17 protein-coding genes are annotated in these 17,782 nt (G+C 66.9%); 7 read left to right on the top strand and 10 right to left on the bottom strand.

Annotation, left to right across the window (positions count from 1 at the left end):
• Window positions 1–7 precede the first annotated feature (7 nt).
• The gene (locus HWX87_RS02865; RefSeq protein ID WP_176045732.1) at window positions 8–1,327 is read right to left on the bottom strand and encodes a D-serine ammonia-lyase; all 1,320 of its coding nucleotides are present in this window, start codon (window positions 1,325–1,327) and stop codon (window positions 8–10) included.
• 169 nt (window positions 1,328–1,496) lie between these two features.
• On the opposite strand from HWX87_RS02865, the gene HWX87_RS02860 reads away from it, so the two are divergent.
• Complete coding sequence (locus HWX87_RS02860) at window positions 1,497–2,387, top strand: LysR substrate-binding domain-containing protein (RefSeq protein WP_244137582.1); 891 nt, start codon at window positions 1,497–1,499, stop codon at window positions 2,385–2,387.
• A 330-nt stretch (window positions 2,388–2,717) separates the two neighbouring features.
• On the opposite strand, the gene HWX87_RS02855 is transcribed toward HWX87_RS02860, so the two are convergent.
• Window positions 2,718–3,602, bottom strand: a complete 885-nt coding sequence (locus HWX87_RS02855) for a sulfite exporter TauE/SafE family protein (RefSeq protein ID WP_176045573.1) — start codon at window positions 3,600–3,602, stop codon at window positions 2,718–2,720.
• A 414-nt stretch (window positions 3,603–4,016) separates the two neighbouring features.
• Between HWX87_RS02855 and HWX87_RS02850 the strand changes: the two genes are divergently transcribed.
• Window positions 4,017–4,913: a LysR family transcriptional regulator gene (locus tag HWX87_RS02850; RefSeq protein ID WP_176045572.1), complete on the top strand. Its 897-nt coding sequence runs from the start codon at window positions 4,017–4,019 to the stop codon at window positions 4,911–4,913.
• A 117-nt stretch (window positions 4,914–5,030) separates the two neighbouring features.
• Window positions 5,031–5,663, top strand: a complete 633-nt coding sequence (locus HWX87_RS02845) for a LysE family translocator (protein ID WP_176045571.1) — start codon at window positions 5,031–5,033, stop codon at window positions 5,661–5,663.
• 70 nt (window positions 5,664–5,733) lie between these two features.
• On the opposite strand, the gene yddG is transcribed toward HWX87_RS02845, so the two are convergent.
• The 8 genes from yddG to HWX87_RS02805 all read right to left on the bottom strand — a co-directional run bounded on the left by yddG (window position 5,734) and on the right by HWX87_RS02805 (window position 15,220).
• On the bottom strand, window positions 5,734–6,678 hold the full coding sequence (yddG, locus tag HWX87_RS02840; RefSeq protein ID WP_176045570.1) for an aromatic amino acid DMT transporter YddG: 945 nt from the start codon (window positions 6,676–6,678) through the stop codon (window positions 5,734–5,736).
• Between the two features lie 140 nt (window positions 6,679–6,818).
• The gene (locus HWX87_RS02835; RefSeq protein WP_176045569.1) at window positions 6,819–8,321 is read right to left on the bottom strand and encodes an aldehyde dehydrogenase; all 1,503 of its coding nucleotides are present in this window, start codon (window positions 8,319–8,321) and stop codon (window positions 6,819–6,821) included.
• Window positions 8,321–9,229 (bottom strand): dihydrodipicolinate synthase family protein, encoded by a 909-nt coding sequence (locus tag HWX87_RS02830; protein ID WP_176045568.1) that lies wholly within the window; start codon window positions 9,227–9,229, stop codon window positions 8,321–8,323. Before HWX87_RS02830 ends, HWX87_RS02835 begins: the two co-directional genes overlap by 1 nt.
• Window positions 9,230–9,311: 82 nt before the next feature.
• Window positions 9,312–10,643: an MFS transporter gene (locus tag HWX87_RS02825; RefSeq protein ID WP_176045567.1), complete on the bottom strand. Its 1,332-nt coding sequence runs from the start codon at window positions 10,641–10,643 to the stop codon at window positions 9,312–9,314.
• A gap of 135 nt (window positions 10,644–10,778) precedes the next feature.
• Complete coding sequence (locus HWX87_RS02820) at window positions 10,779–12,098, bottom strand: FAD-binding oxidoreductase (RefSeq protein ID WP_176045566.1); 1,320 nt, start codon at window positions 12,096–12,098, stop codon at window positions 10,779–10,781.
• An 85-nt stretch (window positions 12,099–12,183) separates the two neighbouring features.
• Window positions 12,184–12,915, bottom strand: a complete 732-nt coding sequence (locus HWX87_RS02815; protein WP_176045731.1) for a GntR family transcriptional regulator — start codon at window positions 12,913–12,915, stop codon at window positions 12,184–12,186.
• Window positions 12,916–13,149: 234 nt separating this feature from the next.
• Window positions 13,150–13,431, bottom strand: a complete 282-nt coding sequence (locus HWX87_RS02810; protein WP_176045565.1) for a hypothetical protein — start codon at window positions 13,429–13,431, stop codon at window positions 13,150–13,152.
• A gap of 103 nt (window positions 13,432–13,534) precedes the next feature.
• Complete coding sequence (locus HWX87_RS02805; protein WP_176045564.1) at window positions 13,535–15,220, bottom strand: metallophosphoesterase family protein; 1,686 nt, start codon at window positions 15,218–15,220, stop codon at window positions 13,535–13,537.
• A gap of 323 nt (window positions 15,221–15,543) precedes the next feature.
• On the opposite strand from HWX87_RS02805, the gene HWX87_RS02800 reads away from it, so the two are divergent.
• The 4 genes from HWX87_RS02800 to HWX87_RS02785 all read left to right on the top strand — a co-directional run bounded on the left by HWX87_RS02800 (window position 15,544) and on the right by HWX87_RS02785 (window position 17,771).
• The gene (locus tag HWX87_RS02800; RefSeq protein WP_176045563.1) at window positions 15,544–15,843 is read left to right on the top strand and encodes a YXWGXW repeat-containing protein; all 300 of its coding nucleotides are present in this window, start codon (window positions 15,544–15,546) and stop codon (window positions 15,841–15,843) included.
• Window positions 15,844–16,069: 226 nt separating this feature from the next.
• Window positions 16,070–16,855, top strand: a complete 786-nt coding sequence (locus tag HWX87_RS02795; protein ID WP_176045562.1) for an RNA polymerase sigma factor — start codon at window positions 16,070–16,072, stop codon at window positions 16,853–16,855.
• The gene (locus HWX87_RS02790) at window positions 16,852–17,271 is read left to right on the top strand and encodes a hypothetical protein (RefSeq protein ID WP_176045561.1); all 420 of its coding nucleotides are present in this window, start codon (window positions 16,852–16,854) and stop codon (window positions 17,269–17,271) included. The genes HWX87_RS02795 and HWX87_RS02790 overlap by 4 nt, the downstream gene beginning before the upstream one ends.
• Window positions 17,268–17,771 (top strand): periplasmic heavy metal sensor, encoded by a 504-nt coding sequence (locus HWX87_RS02785; RefSeq protein ID WP_176045560.1) that lies wholly within the window; start codon window positions 17,268–17,270, stop codon window positions 17,769–17,771. The genes HWX87_RS02790 and HWX87_RS02785 overlap by 4 nt, the downstream gene beginning before the upstream one ends.
• Window positions 17,772–17,782: the final 11 nt, after the last annotated feature.

The raw sequence follows: 17,782 nt of genomic DNA, 5'->3' as shown, positions 1-17,782 counted from the left end.
GTACGCGTCAGGCGCCGGGCACGGCGAGCGCCTTCGCGTGAGACTGGAAGCGACGATGTTCTTCCGGCGGAACGAGCGAGCCGCCGGTTGCCCAGATAACGTGCGTGGACGCGCGCATGTCGATCGCGTGGCGGCGCAGGTAGTCCCTGCCGGCCGGTGATTGGGCCAACCAGCCCGGCCCGCCGACGGCGGCTGCGGCCGACGGCTCCAGTTCCACTCCCGTGGCGCGTTGAACCGCGAGCAACTGCGCGTAGAGCTGTGCGTCGCTGACCGTGAAGACGCCCGACAACTGCGACGCCATCAGCGGGCTGACCAGATGTGAGGCCTGTGCGACCGCCAGGCCATCGGCTTCAGTCCGGTTGTCGAGGCCGATGTCGTAGACCGACACCGGCCTGCCTGCGCCGGCGGCGAGCTGGACGAGCATGCATGGCGCCGCGACAGGCTCGGCGAAAAAGCAATGCACGTGCTCGCCGAACAGCGCCTTGAGGCCATACGTGATGCCGCCCGGCGCGCCGCCGACTCCGCACGGGAGATGAACGAAGAGCGGATGCGCGGCGTCCACGCGGCGGCCCGATTCGGCAAGCTGCGCGGCGAGATGCCGGGCGCTCGCGGCGTAGCCGAGGAACAGCATCGGCGAGCCTTCGTCGTCGACGAAATGGCAGCGCGGTTGATCGCGAGCCTGCGATCGACCGGCGGCGACCGCTTGCGCGTAATCGCCGTCGTGCTCGACCACGCGGACACCACGGTTTCGCAGGCGCGCCTTCTTCCACGGCTTCGCGTCGGTCGACATGTGGACGACCGATTCGAACCCCAGCGCGGCGGCCATCACGCCGATGCTCAAGCCGAGATTGCCGGTGCTGCCCACGACGACGGTATGCGTGGCGAACAACGCGCGCGCAGCGGCCGACGCGAGGATCCGCCGGTCGCCCGCCGGGGCGAGCAGCCCGTGTTCGATCGCAATCGACTCGGCGAGCGCGAGCACTTCGTGAAAGCCGCCGCGCGCCTTGATCGAACCGGCGATCGGCAATGCGTCGTCGCGCTTGATGAACCAGGCGCCGTGCGCGTCGCCCGTGGGCGACAACGCGTGCTGCAAGTCGTCCGCCGGCATCAGCGGCGATTCGATTTTTCCGGCGGTGGCCGCGAGTTCCGGAAACAGTTCGGCCATCAGCGGCTCGCAGCGCGCCAGTCTCGCTTCGGCCGCCGCGATCGCGTCGAGCGAAGGCGCGCCCTGCGGCAACGGGCGGCCGGTGTCCGGGTTCAGCCACAGCAGCGGTTGGCGGGATTGCAGTCTGGCTAATAGATCGGCGGGTTGAAGCGGTGCGGTCACGGAGCAGCCTCGTGTTCGTTGAGCGGGATACCAGGCTGAAATGCTACGATTCAAGGCGACTGCGCAAAAGCGCCGATTTCTAATCCATACATTAGCCTGACTTATATAGATGAGACTGGACGGTTCGATCCTCGGTGCGTTGCTCTGCTTTGAAACGGCCGGCCGGCTGTTGAGCTTCACGAAGACGGCGCAGGCGTTCAACCTGACGCAAAGCGCCGTGAGCCAGCAGATCCGGAATCTGGAGGACCGGCTGGGTTATCCGCTGTTCGTGCGCCAGGCGCGCGGGTTGAGGCTGACGGAGAAGGGCGCGATCCTGCTCGGGACGATGTCGGGCGCAATCGGCGATATTCATCGCACGCTTCAGGCGCTCGGCATGTCGGATGCGCCGCTGCAGGTCAGTTGTCTGCCATCGCTTGCATTGCAGTGGCTGATGCCGCGCCTGACCGGGTTTCACCGGCAGCAGCCGGCCGTGTCGGTGCGTGTGCAGGCCGAATTCCAGGTGCTGGACCGCGAGGCGATGGAGACCGGCGACATCGACGTGGCCGTGCGCTATGACCCCGTGCAATACGGTCGACTGCATGCCGAGGTCATTCTCGACGAGATCCTGTTCCCGGTCGCCACGCCGGCGTATCTGGCGCAGCATCCGGCGTTCGCCAGCGGGGAGTCGCCGGACGGCGTCGTGTTGCTGCACGATGCCGCGCCGTGGGACGGCGCACCCGAGTTCGTCGAGTGGCGTACGTGGCTGGAGGCCGTCCGGCCGGCGTGGATCGCGCATCTGGACGGGCCTCAGTTCAATTTTTCCAGCCTGGCGATCACGGCCGCGTTGAACCATCAGGGTGTCGCGATTGCGCGCGCGGCGCTCGTGCATGACGAGATTCAGAGCGGACGGCTCGTCGATGTGTTCGGCGCACACGTGCGTGCGCCGGCGCGCTACGTGCTGCTGTCACGCAACCCGGACGACCCGCGGACCGCCGCCTTTTCGGACTGGCTCAAGGCCGAGTGCGTGCGCTTCCGTGAAGCCCGGTCGCGCGTGCCGTCGAAGGCGGAGCGGCACGCATGACCGATGCTGCCGGATGGCTGGATCGGAGTGCGAAGCAATGTGGCTGAAGGCATGGCGGCAAACTACAGTTTCCCGTCCATCGCCATACGGATTGCTTGCGCATGGACGGGGCCGGTCGCCTTATCTGAGCGACCAGATGCCCCAGATCGCGATCAACAGGCCAAGGCCGAACCCGCAGCCCAGCAACACATAGGTTTCCATTTCGTGTCTCTGAAAACGTGGCAGCGCCGATGTCGGCATCAGCGTGCGAACAGCACAGTCGGCAGCGTATCGTCGGCGTCGCAGGCCGGAGCGATACGCCGGGTCCGCGAATACTACGCGTTGCAGCTTTCAGAACGCATGCGCGACCGGTGATGGCGCCGCTTGCTGGTTCCGGACCGCGTGTGCGCTGTCGCCCTGCGCGACGTGCGGGCTGCCGTGCCGCAACACGCCCGATTTCCAGATCATTTGCGACGCCGCGACGAGCACGAACAGCAGGACCACCATCCGGAAGATTTTCGGCGACATCTTGTCCCGCAGCGGGCGAACCAGCCACATGCCGGCGATGGCCGGCAGGCTGGCCGCCGCCGAGATCGCCAGATCGGCGGCGCTTGCATGCGCGGCGCCGCTGAACGTCGTGATCAGCGTGACGATCGACACCACGAGGATGATCGCGATCTGCTTCGTGAACACACGGCCGGTCGCGCCGGATGAAATCAGGTAGGTCGCGAGCAGCGGCCCGGGAACCGACGCGATGCTTTCCATCAGCGCCGCGCCGAAGCCGAGCGCGAACCCGACCGGCTTCTGCCACGCTTCCGGCAGGTTGAGTTTCGGCGCGGCGAGCATCAGCGCCGCGGCCACGATCAGGAGCGCACCGGAGGCCGCCTGCGCGTGCCCCGGATTGAGCGACAGCAGGATCGCGACGCCGACGATATTGCCGATCACCGTGCCTGCGATCGGCGCGGCGATTTTCCGGGCCGTCGCCAGCACCTGGCCGCCTTCCAGCGCCTGCGGAATGTTGCCGAGGATGATCGGCATCGACAGCAGCAGCACCGCATGCCGGATCGGCAGGAACTGGCTGAGGATCGGCATCGCGATCAGCGGCACGCCGATCCCCGTGATGCCCTTGGCCATGCCGCCCAGCAGCAGCGCAATGGCGATGCCGGCCAGGTCGAGCACGGTGAGCGCCTGCAGGCTGGAAACCAGCACACCTTCAGTCAGATTGAAATGAATCATGGAATGGCATGTCGCGGCATATCCGGCAGCGAGCGCTGTCGACGGAGCCCGTTGCGGTCGCGTGCGTTTCGCACGCGTTCGTTTTTGTCTGGCTTGAACCGGTCATGCGATCGCATGGCGCCGCCTCGTGTGCGGCCGGCGGGCGCGCGGCTCCGGTCCAGGCCGGCAGGTCGTGCCGGCAAGCATGGGCAACGCGGTGGCGTGGTTCAACCTGGCTAATCGACCGCCGGCCGGTGCGCAGGCAAGGGCGCGGCGGATCGAGCGTGCATCTTACCTGAGCGCTGCCGACGATGTCCGGCTCGACCCCGGCGTGGTGCGGGCGCGGCGTTCCGTGCGATGGCGCCGATTCAATATAATTCATGATGGTTTGCCGCATCATGCGGCGAATACATGCCATCGAAACAAGGAAATCCGATGACGCTTGCCCAGTTGCAGGCCCTGGCGGCCGTAGTCGAACTCGGTTCGCTCACGGCCGCCGCCGACCGGCTCAGCCGCAGCCAGTCCGCGATCAGCCATGCGCTGACCGAGCTGGAGGACATCACGCAGGTCAAGCTGCTCTGGCGCGACCGGCAGCCCGTCGTCCTGACGGCCGCGGGCGAACGCCTGTGGCCGTACGTCCAGAGCGTCGTCCGTGAAGCACAGATGTTGCGCCAGCAGTTCAGCCTGTCGCGCGGCAAGCTCGAAGGGCGGCTGGTGGTCGCGTCGTTGCCGAGCGTGTCGCTGGCGTTCGTCGCCCCCGCGCTCGAGGCGTTGAAGGAGCAGCACGAGGGCGTATCGGCGGTGCTGCTCGAAGGCACGGACAGTGAAGTCGAAGGATGGATCGACGACGGGACGGCCGACGTCGGCGTGGTGGCCGGCACGAAGAGTTTCGCGCACAACCTGCCGCTGCTCGACGAGGATTTCGTCGCGGTGGCGGCCGACGGGATGTTCGCCGGCCGCAAGAGCGTGTCGGCCAGGCAGTTGTCCGCGGCGCCGTTCATTTTTTCGAAGGCCGGGTGCGGGCCGGTGATCGCGGATTATTTCGCGCGCGGCGGCGCGCCGCTGCAGGCCGCGTTCAACGTGGTGGAGATGCGTACCATCCTGTCGATGGCGGAGGCCGGGATGGGCGTGTCGATCGTGCCGCGCATCACGCTCACGTACACGCCGTTCGGCGGCCGCGTGCTGGACCTGTCGCCGCGGCTGCATCGTTCCGTGCGGTTGGCGTGGAACACGGCCGGCAACGCGGTGACCGATGAATTCGTGAGGCTCGTCGACGCGCAACGGGCGAAGGCGGGGAAGGCGATCCACGCACGCACGAAAAGGAGAGGGTAGAGGGAGGGCGGCGCGATGAACGGGGTTCATGGGCGGCTTGCAGTTTATTCATGCCGACAATTGTCGGCATGCAATATATTGATCGGACCTCGCCCCGTTGCCCTGAAGGAGATTGCCGTGCCGGCCTTGCCCACCCTGTTTGCGTTCGGACTCGTGTCGCTCGGCATGGTGCTGACGCCCGGACCGAACATGATCTACCTGGTGTCGCGCGCGATCTGCCAGGGCCGCCGTGCCGGGCTCGTGTCGCTCGGCGGCGTCGCGCTTGGGTTCGTGTTCTACATGGTATGCGCGGCATTCGGCATTACCGCGCTGGTGATGACCGTGCCGTATGCGTACGACGCGCTGCGCCTTGCCGGCGCGCTGTATCTCGCCTACCTGGCGTGGCAGGCGCTGAAACCCGGTGGCCACTCGGCGTTCCAGGTCCGGCAATTGCCGCATGACAGCCGTGCGAGGCTGTTCACGATGGGTTTCGTCACGAACCTGGCGAACCCGAAGATCGCGGTGATGTATCTGTCGCTGTTGCCGCAATTCATCTCGCCGGGCCACGGCAGCGTGCTGGCGCAATCGCTGGTGTTGGGCTGCGTGCAAATCGCGGTGAGCGTCAGCGTGAATGCGCTGATCGCGTGCACGGCCGGTTCGATCGCGGGCTTTCTCGCGGGGCGGCCGCTCTGGGCGTCGGCCCAGCGCTGGTTGATGGGCACCGTGCTGGCCGGACTGGCCGTACGGATCGCGCTGGAGTCGCGAAGCTAGGGCGCGATGGCCGACGCTTGGGGGAACGGCTGGCTGCAAGCCAGCCTTGCGCCGATTACGCCAGGCAGTGTCATCCGTGGCAATCGCCTTCGGCCACTTTGCCGACGCGAACGGGCGCGGCATTGTCCTTGCGTCGGCTGCGCGTCGAGAGCCAGCACAGGATCGACCCGCCGCACACCATCAACGCGCCTTGCCAGAATTCGACCGACAGCGGCGCATGCAGCAGCGTCGCGGCGAACGCGGCGGCGAGCACCGGCGTGAAGTACGACGCGCCGACGATGACCGTCACGTTGCCGTGCATGATGCCGGTATTCCAGGCCGCATAGCCGAATCCCAGCGCGGACGCTGCCAGCACGAGATACAGGACCGCGTGAAAGCTGAACGTCATGCCGCCGCCGCCTTCCATCGCGAACTTGATCCAGAGCACCGCGGCAACCAGCATGAAGAACGGCGTGACGCCGTTCTTGCCGTCGGCGAGGCGTGCCGTCACCGTGCAATAGCCGGCCCAGATCAGCGCGCCGATGAATGCAAGGCCATAGCTCAGCGGATTGTCCGCGACGTTGCGCAGCATGCCGGACGGATCGAGGCCGCGGTCGCCGCCGAGCACCCAGCAGATGCCGAGCATCGACAGCAGGACGCCCGGCACGACCAGCAGGTTCGCACGCTGCTTGTTGAATACGATGGCCGCGACCAGCGTGAGGCTCGGCCACAGATAGTTGACCATCGCGACTTCGATCGCCTGCTGCCCGTTGCTCGCATAGCCGATCGACAGCGCGAGGCACAGCTCGTACGAGACGAACAGCAGCCCGCCCCAGAGCAGATAGCTTTTCGGGAACTTGCTTAGATCGGGGAAGCCGACCGAAAACAGCAGAAGCACGGACGCCACCGTATAGATCATCGCGGCGCCGCCGGTCGCGCCGAGACTTTCACTGACGCCGCGGACGAGCGCGACCACCGAGGCCCACAACACCACCGCGCCGAGCCCGGCGAGCGTTGCCTTGTTCTTGCGTTTCATGCTTCCTGCCTGTTTCAACATGCCAATTCGATTTCGGATGATACGGGGCCGCTCGTGCGTGCCGTCGTCGCGAGCGGAAAAATCCGGTTGCGATCCCCACACGAGGTGGCGGTCGCAACCGGCCATGCAATGCGGCGCGCTTATGCGGGATCCGCGGGGACGTCGATCCAGATGGTCTTGATCTCGGTGTACTGGTCGTGCGCCCAGACCGACTTGTCACGGCCGCCGAAGCCGGATTCCTTGTAGCCGCCGAACGGCGTCGTCACGTCGCCTTCGCCGAAGCAGTTGACGGTCACGACGCCCGCGCGGATCTCGCGCGACAGCCGGATCGCGTGGTTCAGGTTACCGGTGTAGACCGATGCGGCGAGCCCGTAGACCGAGTCGTTGGCGAGTGCGATTGCGTCGGCGATGTCGGTAAACGTCGTCACCGACAGCACGGGACCGAAGATTTCTTCGCGGAACAGCCGGCTGTGCCGACCGACGCCATCCATCACCGTCGGCTCGACGAAAATCCCGTCATCGGTCCGGCCGCCGAACGCGACGTGCAAGCGCTCCGCTTCGGCCTGTACGAGATACGACCGCACTTTCTCGAAGTGGGCCTTGCTGACCATTGCACCGATGCGATGCGCCGGGTCGAGCGGGTTGCCCATCTTCCAGTCTTGCAAATGCACGCCGATACGCTGCAGCAGGTCGTCCTTGACGTCGGCATGGACGATTAGCCGCGACGACGCCGAACAGTTCTCGCCCATGTTCCAGAACGCGCCGTTGACGATGTGCTGCGCGACCGCATCGAGATCGGGCGCATCGGGCAGCACGACCGCCGGATTCTTGCCGCCGCACTCTAGCACGATGCGCTTCAGGTTGGATTCGGCCGAGTACTTGAGAAACTTCCGCCCGGTGTCCGTCGACCCGGTGAAGCTCACCATGTCGACGTCCGCGTGCCGGCCCAGCGGCTCGCCGACTTCCTTGCCGCCGCCCGGCAGTACGTTGAAGACGCCGGCCGGCACGCCGGCTTCGTGCGCGAGTTCCGCGACACGCAGCGCGGTGAGCGTGGTTTCCTTCGCCGGTTTCACGACGACCGAGCAGCCGGCCGCGAGCGACGGGCCGATCTTCCACGCGAGCATCAGCAGCGGGAAATTCCACGGCAGCACGAGGCCGACGACACCGATCGGTTCGCGCACGACCAGCGCCAGCGCGTGGCTGCCGACCGGCGCCGTGTTGTCGTAGATCTTGTCGATCAGCTCGGCGTGCCAGCGGATCGTATGGATCGTCTCGGGCACATCGGTGTTCTGGCATTCGCGGATCGGCTTGCCGCTGTCGAGGCTTTCCATCGTCGCGAGTTCGTGCGCATGTTGCTCGAGCAGGCCGGCGAATTTCAGCAGGACGGCCTTGCGGTGCGAAGGCGCCAGCTTGCGCCAGCGGCCGTCGTCGAACGCCTGCTTCGCATTGGCGACTGCGATGTCGACGTCCGTGGCATTGCATGCGCCAATGTGCGTGAGCACGGCGTCGGTGGCCGGATTGACGGTCGCGAACGTGTCGCCGGAGCTGGCCGTGCGGAATGCGCCATCGATGAACGGCCCGGCCGGGAACCGCAGTTCCGCGGCCAGCGCCGTGTATTCGGACGCGCTGAGCAGGTCGGCCATCAGGCGTTGCCTCCGGTGATGGCAGCGACTTCACGCTTGATGCCGGCAACGATCGCCGCCAGCGCCTGCTTGTCCTGCTCGTCGAGCGCGCGCAGCGGTGCGCGTACGCCACCTGCACGCAGCCCCGCGAGTTCGCAGCCGTACTTGATCGACTGGACGAACTTGCCGCCTTCGAGGAAGTCCATCAGCGGCAGCATCGCGGACATGATCCGGCGACCCTTGTCGAAATCCTTTTCGATCGCACACGCGCGGTACAGCGCGATGTGTTCGGCCGGCAGGAAGTTCGAGCCGGCGCACACCCAGCTGCGCGCGCCCCATGCAAAGAATTCGAGTGCCTGGTCGTCCCAGCCGCACGACACGCCGATGTTCGGGAACTCGCGCACCAGCATGTGCAACTGGCCGGTCTGGCCCGAGCTTTCCTTGATCGCGACGATGTTCTTCGACGCGTCGCAGACGGTGCGGAAGAACTCGCGGTCCATCGACACGCTCATCCGGCCCGGGTAGTTGTACAGCATGATCGGCAGGTTGGCCGCGCGATCGATCTCCAGCGCGTGCGCCGCATTTTCCTGCTGCGTGGGCAGCGCGTAGGGCGGCGAGCCGACCAGGATCGCATCGGCGCGCACGGCCTTCGCCGCCTTCGCGTACTCGACGGAATCCTCGGTGCGCACCGCGCCGGTGCCGATGACGAGCGGCACGCGCGAGCCGATCACTTCACGCGCCCATGCGCCGAGGTCGAAGCGTTCCTGCGCGGTATGCGCATAGTACTCGCCGGTCGAGCCGCCGATGATGATGCCGTGCACGCCTGCTGCGATCAGCGATTCGATCACGTCGGCGAAAGCGGTCTTGTCGATCTGGCCGGCGTCGTTCAGGGGCGTGATGGCCGGGGTATAGATGCCTTCGAAATTCATGGTGTTCTTCCTCGGAAATGGAAACGGTCGGGTTGACGAAAGGCGCGCCGCCGCGAGCGCGGCGGCGTACCGGTGACGGGGTTCAGTGGTTGAGCGACCCGGCTTCCTGCAGGCTGAGCGAGCGCGTCTCGGGTGCCAGTGCGAGCGAGGCGGCCAGCCCGACGAACGAGACGGCGGCCGCTGCGTACATGGTGTTGCCGATGCCGACTGTCTGCAGCGCGATCGGCACGAGCCAGGTGCCGATGGCTGCGCCGATGCGTGACAGCGACGCGCCCATGCCGACGGCGAATGCGCGGATGTCGGTCGGGAAGATTTCGTTCGGGTACACGAGCTGCAGCACCTGCGCGCCGCCGATCAACACCGCGTACGCGCCGAACAGCACGAGGATCAGCACGGCCGAGCCGCCGGCGCATGCGCCGAGGCCCAGCAGCGCGAGGCCTGACCACAGGAAGCTGTGGATCACCATCGCGCGGCGGCCGAGTTCGTTGATGATCCGCGTCGCGATGATGCAGCCGACCACGAACAGCAGTGTGATCGCGACGGAGCCATAGGATTCCCACTTGCCGGTCAGGTGCAGCGCTTCGAGTACGCGCGGCGCAAACGAGTAGACGGCGAACACGGGAATCACGGAGCAGCTCCAGAACACCGACACGAACAGCATCCGTTTGCCGTAGCCCGAGTGCAGCAGCGCCCATAGCGAGATCTTCTTCCCGGTTTGTTCTTCCGGCAGGTTCTTCACCGAGAACGACGGGCCGTAGACTTTCCGGATGACCTCGTCGGCCTCGGCGGTGCGGCCCTTGCTGAGCAGCCAGCGCGGCGATTCGGGCGTGCCGATGCGCACGGCGAACAGGGCGAGGCCGATCACGGCCGGGCTGGCCAGGACCCAGCGCCACGCGTCGGGGCCGCCGCTCCCGAGGATGATGTTGCCGACAATATAGGCGAGCGCCGCGCCGAAGAACCAGATGATCGTCAGCATCGCGAGGCGTGGCCCACGATACTTGCGCGGCATGAATTCGACGAGCAGCGAGCCTGCGACCGGGTATTCGATGCCCACGCCGATGCCGATCAGGAAGCGCAGCACGAACAGTGCTTCACCCGACTGGACCCAGAGCTGCGCGAGCGAGCAGACGAAGAAGATGACGGGGCCGAAGAAGTAGGGCTTTTGCCGCCCGAGGCGATCGCTCAGCCAGCCACCGATGAAACCGCCGAAGAAGATGCCGATCAGCGCGGACGCGGCGACCATGCCTTGCCAGAAGTTGGTCAGGCTGAGCGCGGCCGAAAACTGCACCATCGCGACGCCGATGATGCTCAACACGTAGCCGTCCATGAGCCAGCCGCCACCCGAGCGGATCGTGAGCAACTGGTGGAATCCATTGAGCGGGACATCCTCGATGGAGTTGCGATTCGTTGACATTGCCTGTCTCCTTCCATGAAATTGAGCGCGGAATGCGATCGCTCGATCTATTGATATGGTCTACTAAGCGTAATGCGTGAATCCGTATCGGTTTTTCGGTTGCTTCCTGCCGGCGCTACGTTCGTCGCAGCCGGGTCAGCTTTCGAGCCCCGCCTTGCGTTGGCCCCACCAGAGGGTCGCGTTGACGCCGACCGACAGGAACGGTTGTGGCGGGGTACGGTTCGGTCCCGACGTTTCCAGCAGGAAATCGATCAGGTCGCCGCGCTTGCCGGCCAGCCAGTCGGCGAGCAGCGTGCCCGTCACGGTGCCGCGCGTGATGCCGAGGCCGTTGCAGCACAGCGCGCCGTAGACGTTCGGTGCAAGCTGGCCGAAGAAACCCTTATGGTTCCGAGACAGCGCGAGGGAGCCGCTCCACGTGTATTCGAACTCGACGTCCGGCAGCATCGGGAAGCGGCGTTCGAACGACAGCCGATGCCGATCGGCGAAGCGCGGCAGGTACTGTTCCCGCGGCCGTCCGTCCGGGTTGAAGCTGAAGCTGTTGCGCACCAGGATGCGGTTGTCGTGCGTGCGGCGCAGCGTGCTGCCGAACGGGTCGGCCGGAATCACGCCCCAGAACGGCTTGCCGCCCAGTTGCGCCTGTTCGGCGCCGGTCAGCGGGCGTGTCAGGCTCGCGTACAGAAATACGGGCAGCATCGTGTGCTGCAGAAAGCCGAAGCGTGTGCCGAACGCGTTGTTCGCGAGCACCAGCTTGTCGACCGTGATCCGGCCGTTGCGATGCGCGAGCACGATCCTGTCGCCGTACTCGACGTCGGTGATCGGCGTGTGTTCGTACAGCGTCACATTCGGCGGAAGGCAGTCGGCCAGCCCTTTCACGAGCGCCGATGGCTGGATCAGCACGGTGCCGGGCGTGAACAGCGCCTTCCGGTAGAACGACGTGCCGATGTGGTCGGGCAAATCCTTGCCTTCGATCATTTCATACGGTTGCCCGAGCTTGTCGAGGCCGCGACGATACGCATCGAGCACGGCGATGCCGCGCGCTTCGACGGCTGCCTGGTATTTGCCGGACGCGCTCATCGCGCAGTCGATGCCGTGCTCGGCGACGAGCCGGCGCAGGATCGTCTGGCCGAGCACGTTCAGTTTCAGCGTGGTGCGGGCCGTCGGGATGTCGCCGATGTAGTCTTCGGCGCCGATGTCGTGCGGCAGGTCGATCGCGAAACCGGCGTTGCGCCCCGACGTGCCGAAGCCGACTTCCTGTGCATCGACGAGGACGATCTCGTCATCCGGGAAATTCAGCGCCAGTTGCCGGGCTGCCGCGAGGCCGGTGAACCCCGCGCCGACGACGGCCCAGCGCGCGCCGGATTCCCCGCGGTGCGACGGCCTGGGCTGGCGTTGCCGGCTGGTGTGATACCAGCCGCACATGCTGTCGTCGGCGGGGAGCGATGTAACCTTATGCATTCCTAAATCCGATATCGATAAAGAGTACTAATCGTGATCGCGAAGAAGCGGCACACGATCGAGCGTGCACCGTCTTGTGCGGCGGTCAGAACTGGATGGGTACGTCGAGGCCTTCGGGAATCACGTACTCGGCCATGCGGCGGCGCGACAGCTCCATGTGGCTGCGGACCAGTTCACCGGCGCGCTGCGCGTCGCGCTGCGCAATCGCTTCGATGATCTCGTCGTGCTGCTCCACCGCTTTTTCCAGGTCCTGCTGCATGTCGCTCGTCGTCGGCGAGCGGTAGAAAATCTTGCCGAGGCGCGCGTGATCGATCAGCACGCGGCGCAGGCTCGGCATCAGGTAGGCGTTCCGTGCGATCCGGCCGATCTCGAAGTGGAACGCGTCGTTCTGCAGCACGCGTGCCTGAAGATCGTTCTGCTCGATCGCCGCGCGAAACTGCGCCTGGATCGCCTTCAGCCGTTCGACTTCTTCCGCCGTCGCGTGGCTTGCGGCCAACTGCGTCGTCGCAACGTAGATCAGCGGCGCAGCCAGGAAGAAGCTGCGCAGCGACTGATAACCCATCGGCGACACGCGGGCCGGCCGGTTCGGCTCCAGCTCGAGATAGCCTTCCGCCGCCATCTGGCGCATCAGTTCGCGCACCGGCGGGCGGGAGAGCCCGAACTCCTCGCTGAGCGCGAGCTCGTCGACCACGGCGCCGGGCGCGAGCTCCATGCTCACGATACGTCGCCGCAGCGTCTCCGCCATTACGTTCTTGCGATCCGCCGAACCGCCGGATTCGGTATCCGGCGCGGCAGTCTGAAGCTTCTGTCTCGACATGATTTCATTGTCTACAAACTGTAGACACAGTTTAGATTGAGAATAGACCAAGCAAAAATAAGGGTTTACACCTCATCTCGTGGCGTGGGAGGGCCGGGTGCCGGCAGGGTGCGTTTCGCCCGGATATGCGTAGCTTAAAGGGGCGGAGCGGGGAGGGCCGAATGGCAAGTGTCGATGGGGCAGCAAACCGGCGTGTGCGCCCGATTCAGGCGACGCGTTGGAAGGCGGAGCCGATCACGCGTCGTCGATACGCCACGCCGCGCCGATTGCCGACAACGCGTGCCCGATCGAGTCGAGCATGGCGTTCCGCGTCGGCCCGAGCGTCGTAACGAGGAAGAAGCCATCGTCATCGGTCGTCAGTCCGATCAGCGGCCAGCCGCCTTCGTCATCGCGGACCTCGAGCTGTCGTCGGCCGCGATCGATGTCGATGCCGCCATGCGCTTGCCGCAGTGCATTCGCGATGGCATCGAATGCGTCGGCCGACGGGAGCGTGTGGATGCGGTATTCGAAACTCATCGTCGTGGGCCGGTGTGCGAGCCGGGCAGTCTAACGCGTGCCACGACATCCCGCCCCACGATGGCAGTGCAATCGGCGCCCGCCGCGGCGGGCGCCCGCACGATCACCGCTCGTGCCGCTTCTTGCTCAGCTCGATCGTCTCGAACAGCTCGTACTGCGCGGTCGGCTGCTGGTCGGCGCCCGGCGCGTGGTAGTAGCGCATCGTGATCGTCGTGTGACCGCCCGGCTTGCCCGGGTCGTGGTCGAACACCGCAATCCCGTAGCCGGTGCCCGTGTCGCGGCGCGCGGACCAGATCGCATCCTCGAGCGCATCGGCCGGCTGGCGCACGAACGTGTTCGGCGCCGTGCCCGGCACCGGCCGGTTCGGCTTCGTGAACACCTTCGCGCGCGCAAAACCGGTCGACGGGTTCTCGCCGTACACGTCGAGCGGCGCGCTGGTGCCGCCGCCGCCGAGGATCAGGTGGATCGTGCCGTGGCTCGTGTCGAACTTCATGCGGTCCGGGTCGTTCGAGCCGACCGGGCGCGGCTGCAGCGTCTCGACCACTTCGCCGGTCGTCGCATCGACGCCCGCGCGGTGATTGCAGCCGCGCACCGGGTAGCTGCGCTCGTAGTCGTGATCGTGGCCGCATAACACGAGGTCGACGCCGTAACGGTCGAACAGCGGCAGCCAGGCTTCGCGAATACCCTTGTCTGAACCGTTGCCCGTCTTCGACGAGCTGAGCGCGTCCTGGTGCATCTGCACGACGATCCAGTCGATGTCGTCGTCATGGGCGGCATGACGGAGCGTGCGTTCGAGCCAGCGCGTCTGCTCGCCATTGCTGTAGCCGCGCACGTAGAACGACGTGCCGGGTTCGATCGGCGGGCGGCCCGTGCTGGCGGCCGGCACGAGCGGCGCCGGGCCGCCGACGAACGCGGCGGCATCCTGGTACACGACATCGTCTGCGTCGAGCGACACGAACAGCACCGAGCTCACGCGGAAGCTGTACCAGCGGCCGGGGAAGTGCGTGCCGTTCTCCGGCAGCGTATAGCGCGCGAGATACGAGTCGAGCCCCTGCGGGCCGTTGTTGAACTCGATCTCGTGATTGCCGGGGCACGGCATCCACGGGCGATTCGCGGCCGACGTCTGGTTGTTGTTGCCGAAATCGCGCCACACCTCGGGCTGGTGCGCGGGGTTCAGGTTCGCGTAGCAGAGGTCGCCGTTCAGCAGGTGGAACAGCGGCTGGAACTGCTCGACCGCCTGCACCGCGAAGCGGCTCTGCGGCGACGACAGCACCCACGCGCCGTTCGGCGTCGCGAGATCGCCGTAGCTCGTGAAGCGGAACGGCGCCCGGCCGCGCGGCGCGGTCGAGAAATTCGCGGAAAACGGCTGCGCGGCGTTGCTGTCGTTGTCGGCGGTGATCTCGTAGCGGTAGCGCGTATCGGGCTTCAGCCCGTGCACCCGCGCGTGGTACGCGAACACGGTTTCGCCGTTCAGGCCGTCGGTGTACAGGCGCTGGACGCCGTGCACCGTATGCGCAGCCTCGCCGTCGGCGATGATGCGCGCGCGCGGATTGACGGCCGGCGCGAGCGACGCCCACGAGATCACGACCTCGGACGTCGGGTCGTTGCCCCACGTCAGGTGAACCTGTTCGGGCGTGCCGTCCGGATTCGACGCGGCGGCGCGCGTGGCTGCGAGACCGCCGGCAGCGGTGGCGAGGCCGGAGACGCCGGCAAGTTTCAGGAAGCCGCGACGCGATACCGAGGCGGCCGGCTCGTTCGGCTGATCAGGGAGAGTGTCCTGGTTCGACATGGTCGGTGTTTTCGTTGGTGGGGACGCGAGACGTGGAACCGCGCGGCCATGCGCGAGCGCGGCCGGGGCGTGGGCCGGAAACGAGCGGGATCCCGGTCGCATGCATTGTCGAAGGGCAGTTTTGCCGCGTTGTGACAGCACCGCAACCCGGCGTGGGTGGCGGCCGATAGGCGGGATCACGCCGCGCGGTATCCGGCACGCGCCGCAGCCGCGCCGGTCTCCCCGAAATTTATTTGCAGACTCCGCGACGGAATTGTTTCGCCCGCGCCGTTTAACGCATGAACGACCGCAACCGGTCGATGCCCGTTACTTCGGAGTCTTTCATGAAACTTTCTGTTCCATTGCGATTTGCCACGGCATGCGTGGCCGCGCTGGCGGCATCCGCGTCGTTCGCGCAGGCCGTGATCGTTGCGCCTTACGCGCCGCCGCCGCCGCGCGTCGAAGTGCTGCCGGCGCCGCGCGCGGGCTACGTCTGGGATCAGGGGCACTGGCACTGGCAGCAGGGCCGTTACGTCTGGATTCCGGGCCACTGGCAAGTGGTGCGCGTCGGTTACCACTGGGTGCCCGGTCATTGGGCCGCGCGCGGGCCGGCCTGGCGATGGGTACCCGGTCACTGGGCGTGACGCGTGCGCCGTCGCGCGGCACACGGTGCCCGCGCGGCGGATCCTTCATGCAACATCATGAGTCGAAGCCATGCCTTTCCGAACCATCGTGATACTGGCGGCCGCAGCCATCGTGCTGGCCGGCTGCGTCGTGGTGCCGGCCCGTCCGGTGTATTACCGGCCCGCGCCGGTCGTCGTATATTGAGCGCGCCGGCCGCCGGTCGCGTGGCCGGCAGACAGGATCGATATGCCGCGCGAACCGGATGTCGATGAAACGGGCATGGCCGACGCCGTGTGCGACGCGGCGCGCGATGCGCGTGGTGGCGCCGAACAGTCGGTGTGGCGCCGTCCGGTGATGGCCCGACGCACGCAAGGAGAGCACGACGATGAGCTTCAGCCGGGCGGCGGGGTGCCCTGCCGTGACAGTGCGGTGCCGACGCGCCGCGCGACGGAGCAGGCGGCGTTGAACGATCGCGGCGACCGCGATCCGGACGCGGAACTCGTCGCGCGCGTCGGCGCGCGCGATTCGTCGGCAGTGCGCGTGCTCGTCGCACGCAAGCTGCCGCGGCTGCTCGCATTGGCGACGCGCATGCTCGGCGACCGGAACGAAGCCGAGGACGTCGCGCAGGAGACGTTCTTGCGAATCTGGAATCAGGCGCCGCGCTGGCGCGAAGGCGAGGCGCGCTTCGATACGTGGCTGCATCGCGTCGTACTGAACCTGTGCTACGACCGGTTGCGCGGCCGCCGCGAGGAGCCCGTCGATACGCTGCCCGACGTGCCCGACACGCAACCGGAGCCGGCCGCGCAGGCGGAGCTGCGTTCGCGCGATACGCGCGTGCGGCAGGCGCTGGCCGCATTGCCGCCGAGGCAGCGGGAAGCGCTCGTGCTCCAGTACTATCAGGAAATGTCGAATGTGGAAGCGGCCAACCTGATGGGCATCACCGTCGATGCGCTGGAAAGCCTGCTCGCCCGCGCGAGGCGCAACCTGCGCGCGCAGCTGGCCGGCGACCCACCTAGCGAGGACAAGCGATGACACCCGAACGATTTCGTACCATCGTCGCCGCGTACGGCTCGGACGCGCGGCGCTGGCCGGCCGGCGAGCGCGCGGCTGCCGAGGCGTGGGCGCAAGCGAACCCGCGCGAAGCATTGCTCGCACTGGACGACGCGGCCGACCTCGATGCCTGGCTCTCGAACGACATGATTGCGCCGCCCGCGCCGTCGCTGGTCGAGCGCATCGTCGCGACGGCGCCCGCGCCGCAGCGCGCACGCAGGCGTGGCAACGTGTGGTGGTCGGGCGCGGCGTTCGCGGGCGTCGGCCTGGCCGGTGCGCTCGCGGGCGCGGTGGCCGTGTCGATGCTGATGCTCGGCAGCGTGCCGGCGTCGCAGCATGAACCGGGCTATCTGACGACGACGTTCGGCGGCCCGAGCGCGGACTGGAGCGACGAATGACTGAGCGTGGCTGGAAATTCATCCTCGTCGGCTCGGTCGTGCTGAACGTGTTCGTGCTCGGCGCGATCGGCGGCGGCGCGTATCAGTGGTTCTCGACGCATCGCGACCTGCATGCGGCAGGCGCACCTGCTTCGCGCACCGCGTTGCGTTTCGCGGCGGACGAATTGCCCGATGCGCGGCAGCGCGAATTCGCCGCCGCGCTGAAGGCCGCGCGCAAGGACGGGCGTGATTTCGCGCGGGAAGGGCGCGACGGCCGGATCACCGTGCTGGACCTGCTCGCCGCGCCGCAACTCGATCGCGCGGCGATCGATGCCGCGCTCGATCGCACGCGCGCGGCCGATACGGCGCTGCGTGCCCAGGTCGAGCGCAGCGTCGTCGATTTCGCGGCGACACTGACACCCGACGAGCGCACGAAGTTCGTCGACGGATTGCAGCACAGCGGCAACTGGCGTTTGCCGCCGAAGCTGCAGAAGAAGCCGGACACGCCGGCGAGTCAGTAACACCTGCCGGA

It is taken from the genome of Burkholderia sp. BCC1644 (assembly GCF_902833225.1).
GTDB lineage: Bacteria > Pseudomonadota > Gammaproteobacteria > Burkholderiales > Burkholderiaceae > Burkholderia.
This window is presented reverse-complemented; position numbering and strand designations above follow the sequence as displayed.

What these genes read in the sequence shown, in the direction of transcription:
- HWX87_RS02795 (WP_176045562.1), top strand. Translation starts at nt 16,070, where the DNA reads ATGCCGCGCGAACCGGATGTCGATGAAACGGGCATGGCCGACGCCGTG.
- HWX87_RS02805 (WP_176045564.1), bottom strand. Translation starts at nt 15,220, where the DNA reads ATGTCGAACCAGGACACTCTCCCTGATCAGCCGAACGAGCCGGCCGCC.
- HWX87_RS02830 (WP_176045568.1), bottom strand. Translation starts at nt 9,229, where the DNA reads ATGAATTTCGAAGGCATCTATACCCCGGCCATCACGCCCCTGAACGAC.
- HWX87_RS02815 (WP_176045731.1), bottom strand. Translation starts at nt 12,915, where the DNA reads ATGTCGAGACAGAAGCTTCAGACTGCCGCGCCGGATACCGAATCCGGC.
- HWX87_RS02820 (WP_176045566.1), bottom strand. Translation starts at nt 12,098, where the DNA reads ATGCATAAGGTTACATCGCTCCCCGCCGACGACAGCATGTGCGGCTGG.
- HWX87_RS02800 (WP_176045563.1), top strand. Translation starts at nt 15,544, where the DNA reads ATGAAACTTTCTGTTCCATTGCGATTTGCCACGGCATGCGTGGCCGCG.
- HWX87_RS02825 (WP_176045567.1), bottom strand. Translation starts at nt 10,643, where the DNA reads ATGTCAACGAATCGCAACTCCATCGAGGATGTCCCGCTCAATGGATTC.
- yddG (WP_176045570.1), bottom strand. Translation starts at nt 6,678, where the DNA reads ATGAAACGCAAGAACAAGGCAACGCTCGCCGGGCTCGGCGCGGTGGTG.
- HWX87_RS02785 (WP_176045560.1), top strand. Translation starts at nt 17,268, where the DNA reads ATGACTGAGCGTGGCTGGAAATTCATCCTCGTCGGCTCGGTCGTGCTG.
- HWX87_RS02835 (WP_176045569.1), bottom strand. Translation starts at nt 8,321, where the DNA reads ATGGCCGACCTGCTCAGCGCGTCCGAATACACGGCGCTGGCCGCGGAA.
- HWX87_RS02850 (WP_176045572.1), top strand. Translation starts at nt 4,017, where the DNA reads ATGACGCTTGCCCAGTTGCAGGCCCTGGCGGCCGTAGTCGAACTCGGT.
- HWX87_RS02810 (WP_176045565.1), bottom strand. Translation starts at nt 13,431, where the DNA reads ATGAGTTTCGAATACCGCATCCACACGCTCCCGTCGGCCGACGCATTC.
- HWX87_RS02855 (WP_176045573.1), bottom strand. Translation starts at nt 3,602, where the DNA reads ATGATTCATTTCAATCTGACTGAAGGTGTGCTGGTTTCCAGCCTGCAG.
- HWX87_RS02790 (WP_176045561.1), top strand. Translation starts at nt 16,852, where the DNA reads ATGACACCCGAACGATTTCGTACCATCGTCGCCGCGTACGGCTCGGAC.